Here is a 19,391-nt window from a genome sequence, read left to right on the forward strand (position 1 = left end):
CGTGACCGGATCCGGACAGTGGCCGGACTTGCTCTCCCGGCGTAAGACATCTCGGCCTAACTTGTCACTCAGCAGAGATGATCGCTTTTCGCGGGGAGGACGACATGATCAAGCGGATGGTGACCGGGGTGGTCGCGGCGGCACTGACGGCGCTCGCGTTCGGTGCGGTGGCGGCGCCGGAGGCGTCGGCGACGGGGAAGCCGCAGCCCCAGTGCGTGTGGATCTGGACGGCGGGCGAGCCCACGTGCCACCTGCAATGACGGCCTGACAGCCGATCGTGCTGACGGGGAAGGCCTCCGGTGGTGAGGCGGAGCTGCCGGGGGACCGCTTCACCGATCGGAGGCCTGCCGGGTGTGACCACTGATGCGCCCCAATGTGGCGTTGGATGCGTCCAACGCACCGAACGCCACATTGGGTGCGTCCAACGCACCGAACGCCACATTGGGGCGCTCGGCTAACCGAGCCAGCCGAGCCGGGTGGCCGCGTGGACCGCGGCCACCCGGTTGTCCGCTTGCAGGGCGTCCAGCAGGCCCTGAACATGACGGCGCACGGTCCGCTCGCTCACGTCGAGGTGGCGCGCGATGGCCCCGTCGGTCATCCCGGTGGCCAGCAGGTCGAGCACCTTGGCCTGGGTCGGCGTCAGGCCGTGGCGCTGCGGCCCGCCGCCGTCGCCGATCGGGACGGCCTGGCTCCACACCAGCTCGAACAGCATCCGCAGGCCGGCGACGATGGTCGGGCTGCGCACGAAGACCGCGCCCGCCATCCCGCTGGGGTCGAGCGGCAGCAGCGCCGAATGCTGGTCGGCGATCACCATCTTCATCGGCAGCTCGGGCGCCACCCGCATGTTCCACCCGGCGGCGATGCTGGCCTCGACGACGTCCTTCGCCCCCTCGAACTCCAGCGCGGGGCGCTCGTAGACGTTGCGCAGCCGCACCCCGCGCTCGGTCACCGCGTCGGGCAGGGCCATCGCCGTGTTCGCGTCGGGTTTGCGCTTGAAGTGCCGCGTGGTGAAGGTGAGGAACTCCGCCTTCGCGGACAGGCACAGCTCGAGCGACAGCGCACCGATCCGCTGCGGGTCGGACAGCACCTCGACGGCCGCGTCGCTGCCGCCGCCGTAGGTCGCCCGGTAGACGGTCTGGAGCATGTCGAGCTGCTGGCGCGCCGAGACGATCTGGCGCTGCTGCTCGACCAGCCGCTGCTGCGCGCCGAGGATCGCGTGGTCCACGGCCCGGACCGGTTCCATCGGCGCCAGCACCGGGTCATCGCGGTAGTCGCGCCGGACGAACCCGCGATCGATCAGCTCCCGCATCTCCGGGCTCGCGGCCCGCGGATCGTCCAGCGGCACCGGCCCGGAGCGCACCATCGCGTCGTACAGCGCTCCCGCGTCGGCCGACAGCAGCCCTTCCAGCATCCCCACACCCTCCGGCGCTCACCACCGATCATGGTAAGCCCATTCGATCTTCACCCGAGCAGTCGCGACATCACCTCGTCTGGGCGTTGGGGCTGAGGAAGCTCCACCCGAGGCCGCAGGCCACCGTGGAATTGCCGGGATCGCCCTGGATCCGCCAGGCGCCGTAGAAGTTGGAGTAGTCGACGCTGCCGGTCGGGGTGATGTACTTGCAGTAGGCCACGGCCCGGAACTGCGTGCCGGAAGCGGACGCGTAGCAGTAGGCCGTCGCCCCGTTGCCGTACTGCGACGCGCTGCAGTAAGCGGGCGCCGCGGCGGCGGGCGACGCCAGGGAAACGGACAACCCGGCGGCCGTCAGCGTTGCGGCGAGCATGAGTTTCGCGGTCCGAGAGTTCATCGGTCCTGCCTTCCGGCGTCGCGGTCAGATGCACGGCGACCACGCCGGCGGGCAGCACCCGGTTGAGTGATCGGCCCCGGTGTCACCCGGTCGGCCGAATGCTCAAAGGGGCTCGTATTCGTCGCCGTGTTCGTTGAGCACCACGTAGCCGGGCGAAAGTTCGGTCAGGCACCTGCTCAACGACGCCAGCAGTTCCTCGACGTCGACCCGGCCGAGGTCCAGCTCCGCGGCTCGTCGGCGACGTCGGGCGCGTCCGTCAAGACGTCGTGCCAGGTCGGCACGCCGACCACCAGGCGAACCACGGCGTCGAGGTAGGCAGCGATGATTCTCCGGAGCCTTCGGAGTCGGCGTAGCGCACCGGCCCGTTGTCGCACAGGAAGAAGAAGAAACTGTCGCCGACGCCGGCCGCACCGGTTCGACGGGGTCGAGGCGGGCGATGTCGAAGTCGAACACGGCGGAACGACAGACCACTGCTCCGGGTCACCGCACCTTCGTCGGCGGCGTGGTGCCGGTCCGTTCGTCGCCGTAGCTCAGCCACGTCCCGAGCGGCGGGCGCTGGCCGACGCCCGGACGGCTGTAGTCGCACACCCCGCCGGGGAACGCCGCGCGCAGCCGCTGCTGGTCCGCCGGGGTGAAGGTGACCGGGTAGTCGCGGAAGTCCACCGGCTTCAACCGGCACTTCAGCACGTCGAGGGCCAGGCTCTCCCCCGCGACCATCCGCGTGTTGGCCGCCACCGGGTACAGCGCGCCGCACTGGCCGCTCGCCGGGTACGTCAGCTCTTCGGTGATCCGGGACGACGCCGACAGGTAGCACCCGTCGCCGAGATCGCCCGGCCGGTTCGCCAGCACCTTCTGCTGTCGAGTCCGGTGCGAGCCGTCGGCGTCGATCGCGGTCAGCCAGCGGTCCATCGCGTCCAGCTCGTAGGCACCGGCGGCCGCCGCTTCGGGGGCGGTGGCGTGGTTTTCGATGATGACCTGGTTGCCGGCGGTGCCGTTGGCCCGCAAAAGCCGTTGCCGCAGCACATAAGACCACTCGGTGGTGTGAATGTCGTTGCCGGGACCGGCGAAGTCGAGGTCGGTCCGCTGGTCGATGATCGGCGTCTCCCGCAAGCCTTGCGACGCCGAGTTCACGATGTCGTCGGCGTACGCGGCGTTGAGCGCCTTCGGGTCGGCCGCGGTCCGCTGCGCCACGGGCGTCCCGGTGTAATCGAGGCCGCCGATCCCGGCGTTGAGGTCGGCGAACTGCGCGGCCGTGATCGTCCCGGCCTTCAGCGCGCCCAAGCCGTACTGCACGCCGGTGGTGTCCAGCGGGCTCCGCACGAACCCGGTCTTCGGGTCCCGGCCGAGCTGGTTGACGAGCTGCTCGTTCGAGTTGCACTTGACCCCGCCCGGGTTGGTGACCGGATCCCACCGCGCCGCGGCCGGGATGGCCGCGTTGCAGCTGCCGGTCGCGGTCGCCCGGCTGGCGAAGGTCAGGTCCCAGGAGACGCACGAGTCGTAGCTGGCGAAGCCCGCGACGGCCTGCTTCTGCGCCGCGGTGAACGACGCGCCCGGCCCGGCGAAGTACCGGTCCAGCAGGCGGCAGTCCGACACCGGGCCGCCCACGGTCAGCGGGTCCGGGAACGAGACCCCGGGGATGATGCCGTCGACGATGCCCGGGTAGTTCTCGGCGATGTCGTACTGCTGGATCGCCCCGCCCGAGCCGCCCCAGCCGATGGTGTGGGCGACCGGGCCGTAGGTCTCGGCGAAGTGTTCCTTGACCATCATCGCCGCCTCGGCCGAGATGATCGGGCTGCAGTTGTTGTCGAGCACGTTCAGGCTCGACGACGCGACCGCGAAGCCCCGGGCCAGGAACAGGTCGTTGACGACCCCGCCGGTCGAGTTCCCCTGGTGGTAGCCCGCGTTGCAGCCGCCGCCGAAGGTGTAGACCAGCTTCCCGTTCCAGCCGGCCTCCGGCGCGGTCGGCGACGGCTCGCCGGTGTAGAGCGCCGCCAGCTCGTAGACGGCGCGGTCGATCGTGCCGCGCTCGACGCGGACCACGTACGGCACCGCCTGCCCGTCGACGGTGGCCGTCGCGAGGTCCGCGGGCCGGCTCGCCGGGTCCGCCAGCGGCGCGAACGCCCCGGCGGTGGTCCGGTACTGGTAGCTCACCTGCGTCGGCGCGCCGCACAACGGCTGCTGCGCCGCGGGAAGGCCGAACGCCTGGGTCTCGCAGTAGAACGGGTGCTGCTGCGCGCCGGAGAAGACGGGCCCGCTGATCGGGTGGTTGGTGACGCGCAGGTTCGCCCGCTGGTCCGGGCCGGGCCCGTTCGCCCGCGCGCTCAGGTCGGTGACGCCGTCGCGCAGGCCGGTCACCAGGCCGAGCAGGCTGCCGTCCGGCTGGGGGCGGAAGCTCGCGGTGACGTCGCGGCCGCCGGCCTCGACGTGCACCCGCCCGGCCGGCGTGCGCTCCGGCGGGACGATCTTGACCAGCACCTGTCCCCCGCTGACGAGCGCGGGCCGCGGGTTCGACACGGTCTCGATCGCCAGGCGCCGCCCCGGTGGCGTGCCGGGAGCCGCCCCGGCGGCCGCGGTCCCCGTCAGGAGGAGGGGCGCGATCAGGGCCGCCACTGCGAAAGCACGGTTCGCCACCGGACACTCCGCTCGCTCGTGGCATCGCGTCGTCGCGACACCGGGCAGCTGCCGGTATAGCACCCGCGGCCGGGCCGGAACAACGTCCGGGATCAGCCCTCGAGGGCGCCGTGGGCTTGGGCGGACAGGTCCTGCCACTGAGCCCAGGTGTCGAGCCGGTCGGCGTAGACCTGCTTGAGCATCGGGTAGAAGCCCTGCCCGAAGAGCACCCGCAGCGGCGGCTGCTCGGTGTCGACGAGGGTGAGCAACGCCTGGGCGGCCGCCGCCGGGTCGCCGGCGGGCTGCTTGCCCATGAACCCGGCGAGCCGGCCGCGGAGCCCGTCGTAGGCGGGGATCGGCTCGGCGAGGTGGCCGTTGGCGAGCGGATCCGGGTTCTTGCCGTCACGGGTGGCGAAGCCGGCGGGCTCGACGATGGTGACCTTGACGCCGAACTCGGCGACCTCCTGGGCGAGGGTCTCGTTGAGGGCTTCGAGCGCCCACTTGGACGCCTGGTACACCCCGCCCAGCGGCATCGCGATCAGCCCGGCGGCCGAGGACAGCTGGATGATGTGACCGGCGCGCTGCTCGCGCAGGTAAGGCAGTACGGCCTGGATGACCCAGACGGCGCCGAAGAAATTCGTTTCCAGCTGGTCCCGCAGCTGCTGTTCCGACAGTTCCTCGACGGCGCCGATCTGCGCGTAACCGGCGTTGTTCACGACGACGTCCAGCCGCCCGAAATGCTCGGCGGCCCGTTTGACGGCCTCGCCGACGGCGGCCTTGTCGGTGACGTCCATTTCCAGCGGAAGGAGCTTGTCACCGTGTTCGGCGACGAGCGCTTCGAAGCCCGCGGCCGACCGGGCGGTCGCGGCCACCCGGTCACCGCGCGACAACGCGGCTTCGACGAACTGGCGGCCCAAGCCGCGGGACGAACCGGTGACGAACCAGACCTTGCTCACGGTGTCTCTCCACTTCCTGCACGGCCGGATGGCGTGCGATCGACCACCAGACACCGGGAGGAGGAGGGCCGTGACAGCACCGTGGCGTGACGCCGCTCACGCCGTTGCCTACCGGTTGCGCTCGCGCGGGACCTTGAGGAACGCCAGCATGATCGCCGACAGCACCAGGCAGCCGATCGGGAAGTACAACCCCACCGTCACGTCGGTGTCGGTCGCCGCGAGCCCGATCGCGTACGGGCCGAAGAAGCCGCCCAGCGCCGCGATCGAGTTGATCGCCGCCAGGCCGACCGCCGTGTGCTCCTTCGACAGCACCTTCGAGGCCATCGCCCAGTACGGCGCCAGGTAGCCGAGCACGCCGATCGCCGCGAGCGACAGGCTGATCAGCGACAACGCCGGCACGGACTTGAACTGGATGGCGCCGAAGAAGCCCAGCGCCGCGACGAGCACCAGGGCGATCACGTGACCCTTGCGCTCCCCCGTCCGGTCGGAATTGCGCGCCAGCAGCAGCATCCCGACCGCGCCCACGACGTACGGGATCGCGCCGAGCAGGCCGATGTTCGTCGAGGAGTACTTCGGGTCGAGCTGCTTGACGATCAGCGGCAGGAAGAACGTCAGCCCGTACAGCCCGCACGCGATGAACAGGTTCGAGAACGCCAGGTGCAGCACCTTGCCGTTGCGGACCGCCTTCAGCTGGCCGAGGAAGGTCTCCTTCTCCTCCGGCACGTACTCCTTGTCGATCTCGGCCTGCAGCCAGCCGCTTTCGGCCTTCGTGAGGAACTTCGCGTCGGACGGCTTGTCCGGCAGCCACAGGAACGTGATGACGCCGATCAGCACGGCCGGCGCGCCCTGCAGCACGAACACCCACTGCCAGCTGCTCATCCCGAGCCAGTGCGCGTGGTCGAGGATCCAGCCGCCGGTGAGGCTGCCGAGGATCAGCGCGATCGGCTGGGCCAGCGCGAGCGTCGCGATCGCGCGGCCGCGTTCCTTGCCGCGGAACCACAGCGTCAAGTACAGCAGCAGGCCCGGGAACAGCCCCGCTTCGGCGATGCCGAGCACGATCCGCGCGATGAACAGGTGCGTCGTGCTCGCGACGAACCCGGTCACCACCGTGACGATGCCCCAGCTGACCGCGATCCGGCTCAGCCACAGCCGTGCGCCGACCCGCTTCATGATCATGTTGCTCGGGACCTCGAACACGACGTAGGCGAGGAAGAAGATCGCCGACGCGGCCCCGAAGGTCGCCGCGTCGATCGCGAGTTCCTTGCCCATGCCGAGCTGGGCGTAGCCGATGTTGGCCCGGTCCATGTAGTTGAAGATGTAAAGCAGGCCGACGATCGGCATGATCCGCACGGCGACCTTGCGGACGGTGCGTCTCCCGACCGCGACGCTCGCGGGTCCGGTGTGGACGGTCATGGGGTGCTCCTCGGCATTGAGTGAGTGGCGGTGCGGCCGGCGACCCGGCCCATGGTGATGGCGTTGGCGACGGCGTTCCCGCCGCCGACGTACCGCGGCCCGAGCACACCGGCTCCGGCCTCCCCCGCGGCGAACAGTCCGGGCACGCGCTCCCCGCGCGCGTCGAGCACGGCGGCGCTCCCGTCGATCTCGAGCCCGGCATGGGTGCAGACGAGTTCGGCGGGCAGCGTGCGCGCCGCGTAGAACGGCGGTTTCCCAAGCGGCTCCGGCGGTTCGGTGCGTCCCTTCGCGGCCAAAGTCTCGTGCCGCAGGAAGTCCGGATCCTCGCCGGTGGGCAGATGCGCGTTCCAGCGGTCGACGGTCGCCCGCAGCGCGCCCGCGGGCACGCCCAGCTTCCCGGCCAGTTCTTCGACGCTGTCGGCGCGGACGGTCCGGCCAGACTCGGCTTCGGCCAAGACGTAGTCGGCGTCCCAATGCGCATACCCGGCAGGCAGGCTCAAGCGGGCCTGCTCGTCGAAGACCGTCCACACGGGACCGTCCTGGAGGTCGATGATCCCACCGGACACGGCGTAGGAGGCGTCCTCGTCCATGAACCGGCGGCCGCGGGAGTTGACCATGATCCGCGACACCGGCGGAAAACCGGACTGCCAGTGGTGCAGCCGCTGGAAGTACGCGGTGGGCAGCAGCAGGCCCCAGCCGTCCCCGGCGACGGCGGCGTCCACTTGCGACCCGAACGCCAAGTGGTCACCCCGGGAGCCTGCCGCCGCGACGACGAACAGGTCGTCCCCCGCGGCGTCGGCGGCCGGGTAGTACCGCGTGACCAGCGCCGGGTCCTGGGCGAACCCACCGGTCGTGACGATCACGGCCTTCGCGGGCACCTTGATCCCGTCGGCGACCACACCGGTGACGCGCCCGCCGTCGACGAGCAGCCGGTCGACCCGCGTGTTCAGCACGACTTCGACCCCGGCCTGCCGTCTGGCCCGGTCGAGCACCTGGACGAGGCCGTAGCCCTGGTCCTTCGGAACGTGCGCACGCCAGACATCCTCGACGCCCGCGCGAGTCAGCCCCGGCGAGTGCGCATTGTGCGACACTTTCGCCGGGATCTCGGCACCCAGCCCGATCAGCCACTCCAGCGCCGGACCGGCCTCTTCGCAGAACGCGCGCACCAGCCCGGGCTTGAGCTGCCACTGGTTGAGGTCCATGTAGTGCTGGAAGAACTTCTCCGGCGTGTCCTCGATGCCCAGTCCCTTTTGGACGCTGGTACCGGCGGCGGTGAACATGCCCGCCGACAGCTGCGTCGACCCGCCGAGTTCCTTCTCGGCCTCGAACAGCAGGACGGACGCACCGCGCTCGGCGGCGGACACGGCGGCCGCGAGGCCCGCTCCCCCACCGCCCACGACGACGACGTCGTATTCTTCGGCGCTCATCCGAGATCACCTCCCGACTCCGCGACGATGCGGTGGTAGAGCCCGTTGGACACGAGGCCGCCGTCGACGGTGACCTCGCTGCCGGTCATGTAGGTGGACTTGTCCGACAACAGGAACAGCACGGCGTCCGTGATCTCCTCGGGACGGCCCAAGCGTCCGGCCGGGACACTGTCCACAGCGGACTGGACGAAACTGTCGGCCCCAGCCAGCAACGCCGTGCCGACAAGTCCGGGGTGGACGGAGTTGACCCGGATACCCCACTTCGCGAAGTTCCCGGCGGCCGACTTCGAAAGCCCCGTCAGACCCCACTTACTGGCGGAGTACGCGGGCGAGAAGTACCCGATCTGCCCGGAGATCGAGGAGATGTTGACGATCGACCCACCCCCGGAGTCACGCATCAGCGGAGCGGCCGCGTGCATCCCATGGAAGGGCCCGCTCAAGTTGACCGCGAGCAACCGATCCCACACCTCGGCGGTGGTGTCCATGAACTCCAGCCGCCGCGAGATCCCGGCGTTGTTGACGAGCCCACCGAGTTTCCCGTGCCGCGCCCGGATTTCGCCGACCACGGCGGCCCACTGCGCGGCATCGGTGACGTCAAGGTGGTGCCCCGACGCCGACCCACCATCGGCGACGATCTTACCGACCACATCGGACGGATCGGCGACATCGGCAACGCAGACGTGGACGCCCAAGGCACCGAGCGCACGGGCGTGGGAAGCACCCATACCGCCCGCCGCACCGGTGACCAGGACGACGTCCGGGTACTCAGACATGACGCGACCCACCGTCGACGGCGATGCTGTGCCCAGTCACGTAGCGGGCGCTGTCCGAGAGCAGGAACAGCAGCACACCGGCCACCTCTTCGGGCGAGCCGATCCGGTGCAGCGGCACGGCGTCGAGCGCCTTGGCCAGCGCCGGGGCATCGTCCTGGATCCACCGCGTCATCTCGGTGTCGATGTAACCGGGCGCGATCGAGTTGACGCGGATGCCCTGGTCCCCCAGCTCGACGGCAAGCGACTCGGTGAGATGCGCGACGGCAGCCTTCGAACTGCAGTAGGCACCGCGGCCCTTGCGCACGCGCACCGCCGACACCGAAGACATGTTCACGATCGCGCCGCCGGGTTGCATGTGCTTCGCGGCGGCCTGCGCACCGAACAGCACACCCTCGACATTGACCGACAACGTCGCGCGGATCTGCTCCGGCGTGATGTCGGGGATCTCGGCGAACGGGAAGATCCCGGCGTTGTTGATCCAGAAGTCGATCCGCCCGAACTCATCGATAGCCCGCTGAGCGAGCGCGAGATGGTCTTCGGCCTTCGTCACGTCAAGCGTCGCGGACACGATCCGGCCGGGCTTGGCCTCAAGGGACGTCTCACCACTCAGTTCGGCCGCGGTGGCAGCCATCGCGTCCCCATCGATGTCCCCGCCGACGACATCGACCCCGCGCGTGGCGAGCGCGGCGGTGAACCGGGCGCCCATCCCGCGGGCAGCACCGGTGACCACGGCGACCTTGCCGGGAAACTCGGGGTACAGCGTGGTGACCGGCTGGTGCAGGACCCGCCCGGGACCGGTGGGCTCGTGGGTCGTCATCGTCGTTTCTCTCTTTCGTGGTGGGTCAGGAATCGCGGTGCACGGTGCGCCGCCGGACACGCCAGCCGTCGCCGGTGCGGACCAGCTCGTCCTCGAGGACGGTCAGCCGCACGAGGTGCGTGCTCGCAACGATCTGCAGGTAGGCATCGGCGCGCAGCGTGTCCGGGGTATCACCCGGCCGGACGTGGATGGTGCTGATCACATGCCTGAGCGTCTCCCCGGAAGCGGCGAACCGCTCGGCGAACGCGGTCAGCTCGTCGGTGCCGGCGGCAGGTTCGGGGTAGGTCGGCGAGTGAAACTCGCCGTCGGAAGTGAAGGTGGCGGCCCACTCGGCGCCGCGGCCGGAGTCGATGGCGTGACTCTGCCGGCCGTAGAGCTGGTGCACGGCCACGACGTCTTCGGTCGCCACCATCGGAACCTCCGTTGTTCCCACTCGCCAGACGTGCTATATTCGCACGCAGTGTGCGAATATGTGTAGGACAGTAGGTCGCCACTTTCGTGTCGTCAAGGGAGCCGTGTGTGGAATCGACGCTGCCCGCGTCCGGGACTTCGAAGACGCTGCACCACGGCCTCCAGGTACTGGAGCTGCTGGTCCAGCACCCAGGGGGCCTGACGCTGACCGAGATAGCGGACGGAATCGGCGTGCACCGCACGGTCGCGCACCGCCTGGTGAAGACCCTGGAGGCGCACTACCTCTGCCGCCGCGACCGCTTCAAGCGCATCTCGCTGGGAACAGGGCTGGTCCGCCTGGCCGAACCGGTGGAGCAGGACCTGCGCACCCTGGCCCGCCCGGTGCTGGAGGAGCTGACGGACTCGGCCCAGGCATCAGCGCACCTGGTCGTACGCGAAAACGCGGACCAGGTCCGCATGCTGATGATCGTCGAGCCCAGGCAAGCGGCAATGCACGTGGCATTCCGCTCCGGCCAGCTCGACCCGATCGGCCGAGGCTCAGCAGGCCTGGCCCTACTGGCGGCGGGTCCCCCGGTGGAGGGCGAGCGCGAAGAGGTGACGTTGGCGCGCGAGCGAGGTTTCGCGGTGTCGAAGGGCGAGATAGCCCCGGGTATCACAGGCATTTCGGCGGTAGTCCACACCGGACGCGACCACCCGGAGACGAGCATCGGGTTATCACTCTTCGAAGCCCCGGACCCGGACGAGCTGGGAAGGCTTGTGGTAGCGGCAGCGCAGCGGTTGAGCGCCCAACTCGGCTAAGGCCCCACCGAAGCCCAGACCCCCTCAACCACGAGCCAAAGCCTCCGAAAGCGAATGAGCCTCCCGCAGCAGCAACGCGCCCAGCTGCGGAATCCGGTCGGCACCGAACCGGTGCGCCACACCCGTCAGCGTGAGCGCCCACCGCGGCGAGCCCGCCTGGTCGAAGACCGCCGCCGCGAGTCCCCAGCTGCCCTCGACCACCAACCCCGGGTTCACCGAATAACCCTGCTTGCGGGTCGCCGCGATGTGCCGCCGGATCTCGCCGGCGGCGTGCTGCGGCCCGTAAGCCGCGAGATCGGCCCGGCCGAGATACTCATCAACCTCCCGATCAGGCAGATGAGCCAACACAACCATCCCAGCCGACACGACCCCCAGCGGAAACCGCGCACCCTCGAACAGCACGTGACTCCGGATCGGAAACGCCCCATCCTCGCGGATCAAGCAAATCGTCTCCTCCCCCCGCCGCGCGGAAAAGAACGCACTCTCCCCCGTAGCCAACGCAAGCCGCCGCACGACCGGCAGCGCAACCTCCGTGACGTCATACCGCCGGGCAGCGGCCACCCCGAGGAAGTACAACTCCGGCCCGAGCACCCAACGATCGGCCTCCCGCTCGACCAGCCCCACCCCCTGCAGCGACATCAGCAGCCGATGCACCGTCGGCCGCGGCAGCCCCGCCTCGCGCGCGACAGCGGTCGTCGTCGCGCCACCAGGCTCGTACGCGGCAACCGCGCGCAAAGCCCGGTGCGTCCGGCCGACAAGATCCGCGGGTGCGTCCACTCAGTGAACACTACCCCATCGAAAACGACCACGAGACGAACAATCCGCTGGTAGAACGCGTTCACTGGTTGACCGCACCGGAAACCCCATCGTCTGATGACCGGCATGGACAAAGTGTTCGCTTCGGCCGGGGAAGCCATCGCCGACATCCCCGACGGCGCCACCCTCTCCGTCGGCGGCTTCGGAATGTGCGGCGTCCCCACCACCCTGATCGCCGCCCTCTTCACCGCCGGAACCACGAACCTCGAAGTCGTCTCCAACAACGCCGGCGTAGACGGCTGGGGCCTCGGAATCCTCCTCGGCGCAGGCCGCCTCCGCCGCGTAGTCGCCTCCTACGTCGGAGAGAACAAGGAGTTCGCCCGCCAGTACCTCTCCGGCGAACTGGAGGTCGAACTGACCCCCCAAGGCACGCTCGCCGAACGCCTGCGCGCCGGCGGCTCCGGCATTCCCGCGTTCTTCACCGCCACCGGCGTAGGCACCCAGGTAGCCGACGGCGGCCTCCCGTGGAAGTACGCCGCCGACGGCACGGTCACCAAATCAAGCCCGGCCAAGCAGAAGCAAACGTTCGACGGCAAAGAGTACGTCCTGGAACGCGCGATCATCGCAAATTTCGGCCTGGTCCGAGCCTGGCGCGGCGACCGCCACGGCAACCTCGTCTTCAAGGACGCGGCCCGCAACTTCAACCCGCTCGCCGCAATGGCCGGCCGGGTAACGGTCGCCGAGGTCGAGCACCTCGTCGAACCCGGCGAGCTGAACCCGAACGACGTCCACCTGCCCGGCGCGTTCGTCCACCGCGTCGTCGCGCTGACCCCCGAGCAGGCCGCGGACAAGCCGATCGAAAAGCGCACCGTGCGCATCGCCGAGGAGGGCGCCTGAGATGGCCTGGACCCGCAACCGGATGGCCGCCCGCGCCGCCATGGAGCTGCGCGACGGCGACTACGTCAACCTCGGGATCGGCCTGCCGACCCTGGTGCCCAACTACGTCCCGGACGACGTCGAGCTCGTCCTGCAGTCGGAGAACGGCATCCTCGGCGTCGGCCCCTACCCGGCCGAAGACGAGGTGGACCCCGACCTGATCAACGCGGGCAAGGAGACGGTCACCGTCCGCAAGGGAGCGTCCTTCTTCGACTCGGCGCTGTCGTTCGGGATGATCCGCGGCGGCAAGATCGACGCCGCCATCCTCGGCGCGATGCAGGTCTCCGCGGCCGGCGACCTGGCGAACTGGATGATCCCCGGCAAGATGGTCAAGGGCATGGGCGGCGCGATGGACCTGGTCCACGGCGCCAAGCAGGTCATCGTCCTGATGGAACACGTCGCCCGCGACGGCGCGCCCAAGATCGTCGACGAGTGCACCCTGCCCTACACCGGCCGCGGCGTCGTCCAGCGGATCATCACCGACCTGTGCGTCCTCGACGTCACCCCGGACGGGCTGAAGCTGGTCGAACTCGCCCCGGACGTCGGCTTCGACGAGGTCCAAGCGAAGACCGGGACCCGCATCGAGCGCTGAGGCGGAACAACCGCGGCGCCGCGGTCGACCGGGCCCGCGGGGCGGGCCCGGTCTCCCTCACCGCTTCAGCCACTCCCGGTAGGTGGTCTTCGCGATGACGGCGCCGTCCTTGGCGATGAGGGCGTCGCCGGACGCGGCCGCGAACAAGCCGGCCTGGTCGTCGGTGACGACGGCACGCTCGTCACCCTGCGCGGCGAGGGTGATCCGGCCCAGCTCGTCGAGGGCGAACACCTCCGGCCCGGCGACGTTCCGGGTCCCCCGCAGCGGGGCACCGGCGCTGACGTCGGCGACCGCCTGGGCGACGTCGTCCGCGGCGATCGGCTGGATGCGCGTCGAGGGCAGCCGGACGGTGTTCTCGTCGGAGGTCCAGGACATCGTCGCGGCCATGAACTCGAAGAACTGCGTGGCCCGCACGATCGAGTACGGCACCGGCCCGGCCTCGAGGATGTCCTCCTGCAGCACCTTGGCGCGGTAGTAGACCAGGTCCGGCACCAGGTCGGCGCCCACGATCGACAGGATGACCGCGTGCCCGACGCCGGCCGGACCGGCCGCCTCCAGCAGGTTGTCCATGGTCGTCCGGAAGAACGCCGGCGAGGCGTCGTCGAACGTCGGCGAGTTCGTCAGGTTGACGACGACGTCGGCGCCGGCCAGCGCCTCGGCGAGGCCCTTCCCGGTGAGCAGGTCCAGCCCGGTCGACTGCGAATGCGGGACCGCTTCGTGCCCGCTGTTGTTCAGGATCGTGACGACGCGGGAGCCGATGAGGCCGGTCCCGCCGATGACGGCGATCTTCACTTCCGCGACCATCCCTTCGCCCGGAGTTCGTCCTCGCTCACGAGGTCGACCATCGGCTTGCCCGGTTCGCACAGCATGGTGACGGTGAACCGCACCGGGACGTCGTCGCGGTTGTTGCCGTCCTGGTAGTGGATGACGTCGCCGCCCGGCTCCCAGAACGCCTCACCGGCGCGGACGACCCGCGGCGGCTCGCCTTCCAGCTCGAACACCATTTCGCCCGCCAGCACGTACCCGAAGGCCGGTCCGGGGTGGCGGTGCGGCGGGGTGCCGGGGTCGCCCGGCGGGTACTCGATGACGATCGTCATCGCGTGCGCCCCCTCCGGGACGAACGGCGGTTTCGCCTCCTGTAGCACGGTCAATGACATCGGAAGACCTCCTCGTCGGACGGGTACACCCACCAGGACCGGACAGCCCCGCGATCTGTGACTCGCGGGCCGTCACGCGCCGCGGCGCGGTCGGTGGCGTCGAGCTTGGAGGCAGGTCCCGCAGGACGGGGGCGCCGACTCGGATGACGGAAAAGGTCCGAGCCTCAGCCGAGTGCTCGGACCCCGGTCGCCGGCCGCTCCCGGCCGGCCGCCCACGACGCCAGCAGGGCCAGGCCGTCCGCGGTCGCCGTGCCGGCGGGCGCGGTGTAGACGTTGAGGAGCAGGCCGGGTTCGGCGGGCAGCTCCATCGACTCGACGTCCAGGTCGAGCCGGCCCACCACCGGGTGGTGCACCCGCTTGCGGCCGGACCGGTGGAGCCGGACGTCCTGGGAGGCCCACCGCCGCCGGAACAGCTCGCTGCCCGCCGACAGCTCACCGACCAGGGCGATCAGCTCCTCGTCGTGCGGATCGCGGCCGGCTTCCATGCGCAGCTTCGCGGCCACGTCGCGGGCGATCCGGTCGTAGTCGACGAAGAACGCTTTCGCCGCTTCGGGTTCCAGGTACACGAACCGCGCGGTGTTGGCCGGCCGGCGCGTGCCGGCCAGCACCGGCGAATACAGCGCGCGGGCGAGGTGGTTCGTGGCCAGGACGTCGTAACGGCTGTTGCAAATCCAGGCCGGTGCGTCGGTGACGGCGTCGAGCACCCGCTGAAGCGCCGGACGCACCGTCACGGCGGGGCGCCGGCGGCGGGGACCGCCGGTCGCCTTGGACCGCCGCGCGAGGTGGAAGAGGTGATCGCGCTCGGCTTCGTCGAGTTGCAGGGCGGCGGCCACCGCGTCGAGCACGCCGTCGGAGGCGCCGGTGAGGCTGCCGCGCTCCATGCGGACGTAGTAGTCGACCGACACCCCCGCCAGCAGGGCCACCTCTTCGCGCCGCAGACCCTTGACCCGGCGGTTGCCGCCGTAGGCGGGCAGCCCGGCCCGCTCGGGCGCGATCCGCGCGCGGCGCGAGCTCAGGAACTCCTTGATCTCGGTGCGCGGGTCGATCGTGGTCATCCCTCCACCGTAGGCCCTGTCCTCGGGCGGAGGGAGGTTCTACCGGTACCCCCCGACGGATCGGCCTAGGTACCCGTCGCGGTCGTGGCGATGCCGCCGTCGGCCGGGATGACGGTGCCCGTGAGGTAGGCCCCGGCCCGGCTGGCGAGGAACACGGCGACACCCGCCATGTCGTCGTCGCGGCCGAGCCGGCGCAGCGGGGCCTTCGCCGCGATCGTGTCGCCGACGGCTTCGAGCGTGGCCGCCATCATCCGCGACGGGAACGGTCCTGGGGCCACCGCGTTCACCGTGACGTGCCGCGGGCCCAGTTCCCTGGCGAGCACCCTGGTGAGCTGGTGGAGTCCCGCTTTGCTGCTGGCGTAGGAATAGTTGGGCGACTCGGCGACGTGGACGGCGGCGATGCTGCCGACGTTGATGACCCGCGCGGGATCATCGGCGGTGCCCGCCCGGCAAAGTGCCGGGAGCAGCGCCTGCACCAGCCAGAACGGCGACTTGAGGTTGAGGTCGAGCACCGTGTCCCAGGCCTCGTCCGGGAACGTCTCCAGCGGCTCGCGCCACATCGCTCCCGCGTTGTTGACGAGGATGTCCAGGCGTTCCGAGCCGGCCGCGACGAGCTCGGCGAGGCGCCGGCACTCGTCGTGCCTGGACAGGTCGGCGGGAATGGCCCGGACGTCGCCGAATTCGGAAAGCAGCTGCTGCGCCTCCGCGCACCTGTCCGCGTCGCGTGAGCTGATGACGACGCGGGCGCCCGCCTGCAGCAGGCCGCGCGCGATCATCATCCCGATGCCCCCGGTGCCGCCGGTGACGAGCGCGTGCTTCCCGCTCAGGTCGAAAAGCTCCGCGTGCGTGGTGAACCGGTTGTTCGTCATTGCTCTCCGTTGTCCGTGGAACCGACTCGAACAGCGTGACAAGCGGCCCGGACGTCCGGGAGTCCCTGGGGATCCGGGTACCGCGAGGCCCCCCTTGTCCGGCGCCTTGCCATTTTGGGACACGCGTCCTAAGTTGGGACACGTGTCCCAACCTTTTGTGTTTCACGACGTCCGGACCACCGATCTGCCCGCCTCCCGCCGCTTCTACACCGAACTGTTCGGCTGGCGGGTCACCGACGGCCCCGCCGGGCCGATGTTCGGGGACCCGGACGGCCTGTGGGGCGGGTTCACTCCCCTGCCCGAGGGCGACCCGCGGCGTCCACAGTGGATTCCCTATGTCCGGGTGACCGATGTGGACGCCGCGGCCGAGCGCGCGGTGGCGCTCGGGGCGCGCATCGTCAAGCCCCGCACCGATCTGCCACCGGGTTCGGTGGTGGTCGTCGACGAGCCCGGTGGCGCCACCCTGGCACTGTGGCAGCCGGCGGAGCCGCGGTGACGCGGGTGCGGCTGTCCTGCGCGCTGCCGCCGTCGGCCGCGATCGCCGAGCAGGCGCGCCACGCCGAGCGGCTCGGCTACCACCGGGTGTGGGTGTTCGATTCCCCCGCGCTGCACGGAGATCTCTGGATCGCGCTGGCCCAGGTCGCGGCGGCGACCGCGCGGATCGGACTGGGCAGCGGCGTCGCCGTCGCGGGCCTGCGCCATCCCATGGTGACCGCGGCCGCGGCCGCGACCGTCGCGGAAATCGCGCCGGGGCGGCTGACCCTGGCGTTCGGCACCGGTCACACCGCCCGCCGTGTCCTCGGTCAGCGGCCGGTCCGCGTCGCCGACCTCGTCCGTGAGGTGCGGCAGGTGCGGTCGCTGCTCGCCGGCGACGTCGTCGACATCGACGGGCACCCGTGCCAGATGCGGCACCTGGCCGGGTTCGGCCCGGCCAGGCCGGTCGACGTCCCGGTGTGGCTGGCCGCCTCGGGCCCCCGGGCCACCGCGGCCGCCCGCGACCTCGCAGTGCCCGGCGTGCTGACCACCGGCCTACCTGCGCGGAGCTGGCCGGAATGCGCGCTCCTGCGGTTCGGGACCGTGCTGCGGCCCGGCGAGGACCACACCACCGCACGGGTCGTCGACGCCGCCGGCCCCGGCTGGGCCAGCATCGTCCACGCCACCTGGGACCACGACCCCGTCGCGGTCGACGACCTGCCCGGCGGCAAACGCTGGCGGGCCGGCATCGAGGCCGCGCGGCCACCGAAGGAACGCCACCTCGACGTCCACCAAGGCCACCTGACCACCTTGACCGCCCGCGACCGCGACCTCGCACTGGCCGCCGGCCCAGCCCTGCTGAACCCCGGCTGGACCGGCACGCCGGAGCGCCTGCGCGACCTCGCCGCGCAAGCGGCCGAAGCAGGCGTGACGGAGATCGTCTACGTCCCCGCCTGGCCCGACGTCACGGCCGAGCTCACCGCCTACGCGGAAGCGCTGTCCCCGCCGCGGTAGCGCCGCTCGACTCCTGAACCTGCGGTGTGTCGGCCGCGCGACGGGCACCGCCGGACAACGCCAGGCCACCGGCCGGGGCGAACATGCCCATGGCGAACGTCGAGCCGCTCGGAGCCGCGGCGATGGGCATGATCGGGAAGGCGTTGCCGCCGGCCCGGACCGAGGTCGAGATGTAGTCGCCGAACATCCGCCCCTGGGAGGTGTTCGGGATCCAGGACAGCTCCATCGGCCCGGCGACCTGGGTAGCGGAGCTCCAGCTCGTTCCGCCGTTGGTCGAGGAGATGAACCCGACGTCGAGCCGGCAGGTCGCCGCGGTGCAGCTGGCGACGGGGTAGAAGTAGTACGTCAGGCCGATCCGGGCGCTGGTGCCCGAGGTCGAGGCGTCGACGCCGATGCCGGGGACGAAGTGGTCGACCGTGCTGGTCGTCGCGTCGATCGGGACGCGCGCCGGTGCCGACCACGTCGTGCCGTTGGCGGACTTGCTCAGCACGATGTCGTTGGCCGGGCAGCCGGCGCGGAAGCGGCAGTCGGACCAGGCGACGTAGACGGTGCCCGCGCTGTCGATTTCCGCGCTGGGCAAGGCTTCTTCGCGCAATCCGCCGGCCGCGTCGTGGTGGCTGACCGCGGCGACCTGGGTGGTGGAGGTCCAGCTCGCGCCGCCGGTGGTGGACCGGAAGCTGCGGATCTGGTCGTTGAGCGACAGGTACGGGACGACGACCGTGCCGTTGGGTTGCACGACCGGCTGGCCGCCGAGCCCGGTGTGGGAGCCGGAAGGGGCGCGGGCGGGGCCCCAGGTGAGGCCGCCGTCGCCGGAGGTCTTCATCCGGATGGAATCCCCGGAGCTGGTGATGTCGTACTGGGTGTAGCAGTTGCCGAAGAACGGGCTGGTCGCGGTGTTGTCGCAGACGATCCAGTTCTTGTCCAGCGAGCCGGTGGCGGTGGTGATCGGGTTGCCGAAAGTCTTGCCGCCGTCGGTGGAGCGGCTGGTGAACACCGGGGTGCCGCTCGGGCAGTTGACGCCGAGGGAGGAGATCAGCCAGACGTTGTGCTTGGCGTCGAAGGCGACGGCGGCGTCGCTGATCTGGCCGCAGGGACCGCCGGTGTTGGCGGTGGTGCCGGGCAGGAAGCCCTGGGTCCAGGTGGCGCCGCCGTCGGTGGAGGTGGCGAAGCCGATGTCGGAGGAGCCGCCGCCGGACACGCGACCGACCTGGAAGGCGGAAACGATCGTGGAGCCGAACGCGAAGGTGTCGGGTTCGACCTCGGTCCGGTGCTGGGCCTGCGCGTCGGTGAACGGATCGGAACTGACCTGGGTCACGGCGACGTTCGCGGACGCGGACGTCGCACCGGCCAGGAGCCCGCCGGCCACGACGGCAGGCAGGAGGGTGGCGATGGCGATTCTTCGGGACAGCGGCATGGCGCTTTCACCTTCTGGCGTCGAGGTGAGGCAACGAGGCGGGCAGCGGGGTCGCCGCTGCGGGCCATGACGACTGTCGATCCAGCCACGCCGGGCCGGCGCGGTAAAGCCGCC

The 19,391-nt window shown here is 70.7% G+C and carries 22 protein-coding genes; 6 read left to right on the top strand and 16 right to left on the bottom strand.

Annotation, left to right across the window (positions count from 1 at the left end; translation table 11 throughout):
• Positions 1 to 104: 104 nt before the first annotated feature.
• Entirely contained in the window at positions 105 to 260 is a 156-nt protein-coding gene (locus tag H4696_RS18415) for a hypothetical protein (RefSeq protein WP_158104369.1), read from the top strand.
• A 194-nt stretch (positions 261 to 454) separates the two neighbouring features.
• Here the strand turns inward: H4696_RS18415 and H4696_RS18420 are convergent, their stop codons facing one another.
• From H4696_RS18420 to H4696_RS18465, 10 genes are all read right to left on the bottom strand, one after another.
• Positions 455 to 1,411, bottom strand: coding sequence for a LuxR C-terminal-related transcriptional regulator (locus H4696_RS18420; protein ID WP_086862718.1), 957 nt, complete (start codon positions 1,409 to 1,411; stop codon positions 455 to 457).
• Positions 1,412 to 1,481: 70 nt separating this feature from the next.
• Positions 1,482 to 1,805, bottom strand: coding sequence for a hypothetical protein (locus H4696_RS18425; RefSeq protein ID WP_143265238.1), 324 nt, complete (start codon positions 1,803 to 1,805; stop codon positions 1,482 to 1,484).
• Between the two features lie 176 nt (positions 1,806 to 1,981).
• On the bottom strand, positions 1,982 to 2,107 hold the full coding sequence (locus H4696_RS50870; RefSeq protein ID WP_264086326.1) for a hypothetical protein: 126 nt from the start codon (positions 2,105 to 2,107) through the stop codon (positions 1,982 to 1,984).
• 178 nt (positions 2,108 to 2,285) lie between these two features.
• The gene (locus tag H4696_RS18435) at positions 2,286 to 4,436 is read right to left on the bottom strand and encodes a DUF6351 family protein (RefSeq protein ID WP_192782393.1); all 2,151 of its coding nucleotides are present in this window, start codon (positions 4,434 to 4,436) and stop codon (positions 2,286 to 2,288) included.
• Positions 4,437 to 4,528: 92 nt separating this feature from the next.
• Positions 4,529 to 5,371 (bottom strand): SDR family NAD(P)-dependent oxidoreductase, encoded by an 843-nt coding sequence (locus H4696_RS18440; protein ID WP_086858503.1) that lies wholly within the window; start codon positions 5,369 to 5,371, stop codon positions 4,529 to 4,531.
• A 108-nt stretch (positions 5,372 to 5,479) separates the two neighbouring features.
• A complete protein-coding gene (locus H4696_RS18445) occupies positions 5,480 to 6,784 on the bottom strand; it encodes an MFS transporter (protein WP_086858502.1) in 1,305 nt (434 codons plus the stop codon).
• Positions 6,781 to 8,211, bottom strand: a complete 1,431-nt coding sequence (locus H4696_RS18450; protein ID WP_086858501.1) for an FAD-dependent oxidoreductase — start codon at positions 8,209 to 8,211, stop codon at positions 6,781 to 6,783. The genes H4696_RS18445 and H4696_RS18450 overlap by 4 nt, the downstream gene beginning before the upstream one ends.
• Entirely contained in the window at positions 8,208 to 8,984 is a 777-nt protein-coding gene (locus H4696_RS18455) for an SDR family NAD(P)-dependent oxidoreductase (protein WP_086858500.1), read from the bottom strand. The genes H4696_RS18450 and H4696_RS18455 overlap by 4 nt, the downstream gene beginning before the upstream one ends.
• Positions 8,977 to 9,861, bottom strand: a complete 885-nt coding sequence (locus H4696_RS18460) for an SDR family NAD(P)-dependent oxidoreductase (RefSeq protein WP_249026942.1) — start codon at positions 9,859 to 9,861, stop codon at positions 8,977 to 8,979. The genes H4696_RS18455 and H4696_RS18460 overlap by 8 nt, the downstream gene beginning before the upstream one ends.
• Positions 9,827 to 10,213 carry a nuclear transport factor 2 family protein gene (locus H4696_RS18465; protein ID WP_086858498.1) on the bottom strand — a complete coding sequence of 129 codons (387 nt, stop codon included), beginning with the start codon at positions 10,211 to 10,213 and terminating at the stop codon, positions 9,827 to 9,829. The genes H4696_RS18460 and H4696_RS18465 overlap by 35 nt, the downstream gene beginning before the upstream one ends.
• A gap of 107 nt (positions 10,214 to 10,320) precedes the next feature.
• Here H4696_RS18465 and H4696_RS18470 point away from each other — a divergent pair, with 107 nt between their 5' ends.
• Positions 10,321 to 11,010 (top strand): IclR family transcriptional regulator, encoded by a 690-nt coding sequence (locus H4696_RS18470; RefSeq protein WP_249026941.1) that lies wholly within the window; start codon positions 10,321 to 10,323, stop codon positions 11,008 to 11,010.
• A gap of 24 nt (positions 11,011 to 11,034) precedes the next feature.
• Here the strand turns inward: H4696_RS18470 and H4696_RS18475 are convergent, their stop codons facing one another.
• On the bottom strand, positions 11,035 to 11,787 hold the full coding sequence (locus tag H4696_RS18475; protein ID WP_086858497.1) for an IclR family transcriptional regulator: 753 nt from the start codon (positions 11,785 to 11,787) through the stop codon (positions 11,035 to 11,037).
• A 105-nt stretch (positions 11,788 to 11,892) separates the two neighbouring features.
• On the opposite strand from H4696_RS18475, the gene H4696_RS18480 reads away from it, so the two are divergent.
• A complete protein-coding gene (locus H4696_RS18480) occupies positions 11,893 to 12,663 on the top strand; it encodes a CoA transferase subunit A (protein WP_086858505.1) in 771 nt (256 codons plus the stop codon).
• Position 12,664: 1 nt separating this feature from the next.
• On the top strand, positions 12,665 to 13,294 hold the full coding sequence (locus tag H4696_RS18485; protein ID WP_086858496.1) for a CoA transferase subunit B: 630 nt from the start codon (positions 12,665 to 12,667) through the stop codon (positions 13,292 to 13,294).
• A 57-nt stretch (positions 13,295 to 13,351) separates the two neighbouring features.
• On the opposite strand, the gene H4696_RS18490 is transcribed toward H4696_RS18485, so the two are convergent.
• From H4696_RS18490 to H4696_RS18505, 4 genes are all read right to left on the bottom strand, one after another.
• The gene (locus tag H4696_RS18490) at positions 13,352 to 14,086 is read right to left on the bottom strand and encodes an SDR family oxidoreductase (protein ID WP_086858504.1); all 735 of its coding nucleotides are present in this window, start codon (positions 14,084 to 14,086) and stop codon (positions 13,352 to 13,354) included.
• On the bottom strand, positions 14,083 to 14,451 hold the full coding sequence (locus tag H4696_RS18495) for a cupin domain-containing protein (RefSeq protein ID WP_086858495.1): 369 nt from the start codon (positions 14,449 to 14,451) through the stop codon (positions 14,083 to 14,085). Before H4696_RS18495 ends, H4696_RS18490 begins: the two co-directional genes overlap by 4 nt.
• 164 nt (positions 14,452 to 14,615) lie before the next feature.
• Entirely contained in the window at positions 14,616 to 15,506 is an 891-nt protein-coding gene (locus H4696_RS18500) for a helix-turn-helix domain-containing protein (RefSeq protein WP_086858070.1), read from the bottom strand.
• A 65-nt stretch (positions 15,507 to 15,571) separates the two neighbouring features.
• A complete protein-coding gene (locus H4696_RS18505; RefSeq protein WP_086858069.1) occupies positions 15,572 to 16,375 on the bottom strand; it encodes an SDR family oxidoreductase in 804 nt (267 codons plus the stop codon).
• Positions 16,376 to 16,517: 142 nt separating this feature from the next.
• Here H4696_RS18505 and H4696_RS51280 point away from each other — a divergent pair, with 142 nt between their 5' ends.
• Together H4696_RS51280 and H4696_RS18515 are read left to right on the top strand one after the other, a co-directional pair.
• Positions 16,518 to 16,871 (top strand): VOC family protein, encoded by a 354-nt coding sequence (locus H4696_RS51280; protein WP_249026914.1) that lies wholly within the window; start codon positions 16,518 to 16,520, stop codon positions 16,869 to 16,871.
• Positions 16,847 to 17,863 carry an LLM class flavin-dependent oxidoreductase gene (locus H4696_RS18515; protein WP_211299649.1) on the top strand — a complete coding sequence of 339 codons (1,017 nt, stop codon included), beginning with the start codon at positions 16,847 to 16,849 and terminating at the stop codon, positions 17,861 to 17,863. The genes H4696_RS51280 and H4696_RS18515 overlap by 25 nt, the downstream gene beginning before the upstream one ends.
• Here H4696_RS18515 and H4696_RS18520 read toward each other — a convergent pair.
• Positions 17,826 to 19,277, bottom strand: coding sequence for a sialidase family protein (locus H4696_RS18520; protein WP_086858067.1), 1,452 nt, complete (start codon positions 19,275 to 19,277; stop codon positions 17,826 to 17,828). The genes H4696_RS18515 and H4696_RS18520 overlap by 38 nt on opposite strands.
• Between the last annotated feature and the right edge of the window lie 114 nt (positions 19,278 to 19,391).

It is taken from the genome of Amycolatopsis lexingtonensis, from assembly GCF_014873755.1.
GTDB classification, from domain to species: Bacteria; Actinomycetota; Actinomycetes; order Mycobacteriales; family Pseudonocardiaceae; genus Amycolatopsis; species Amycolatopsis lexingtonensis.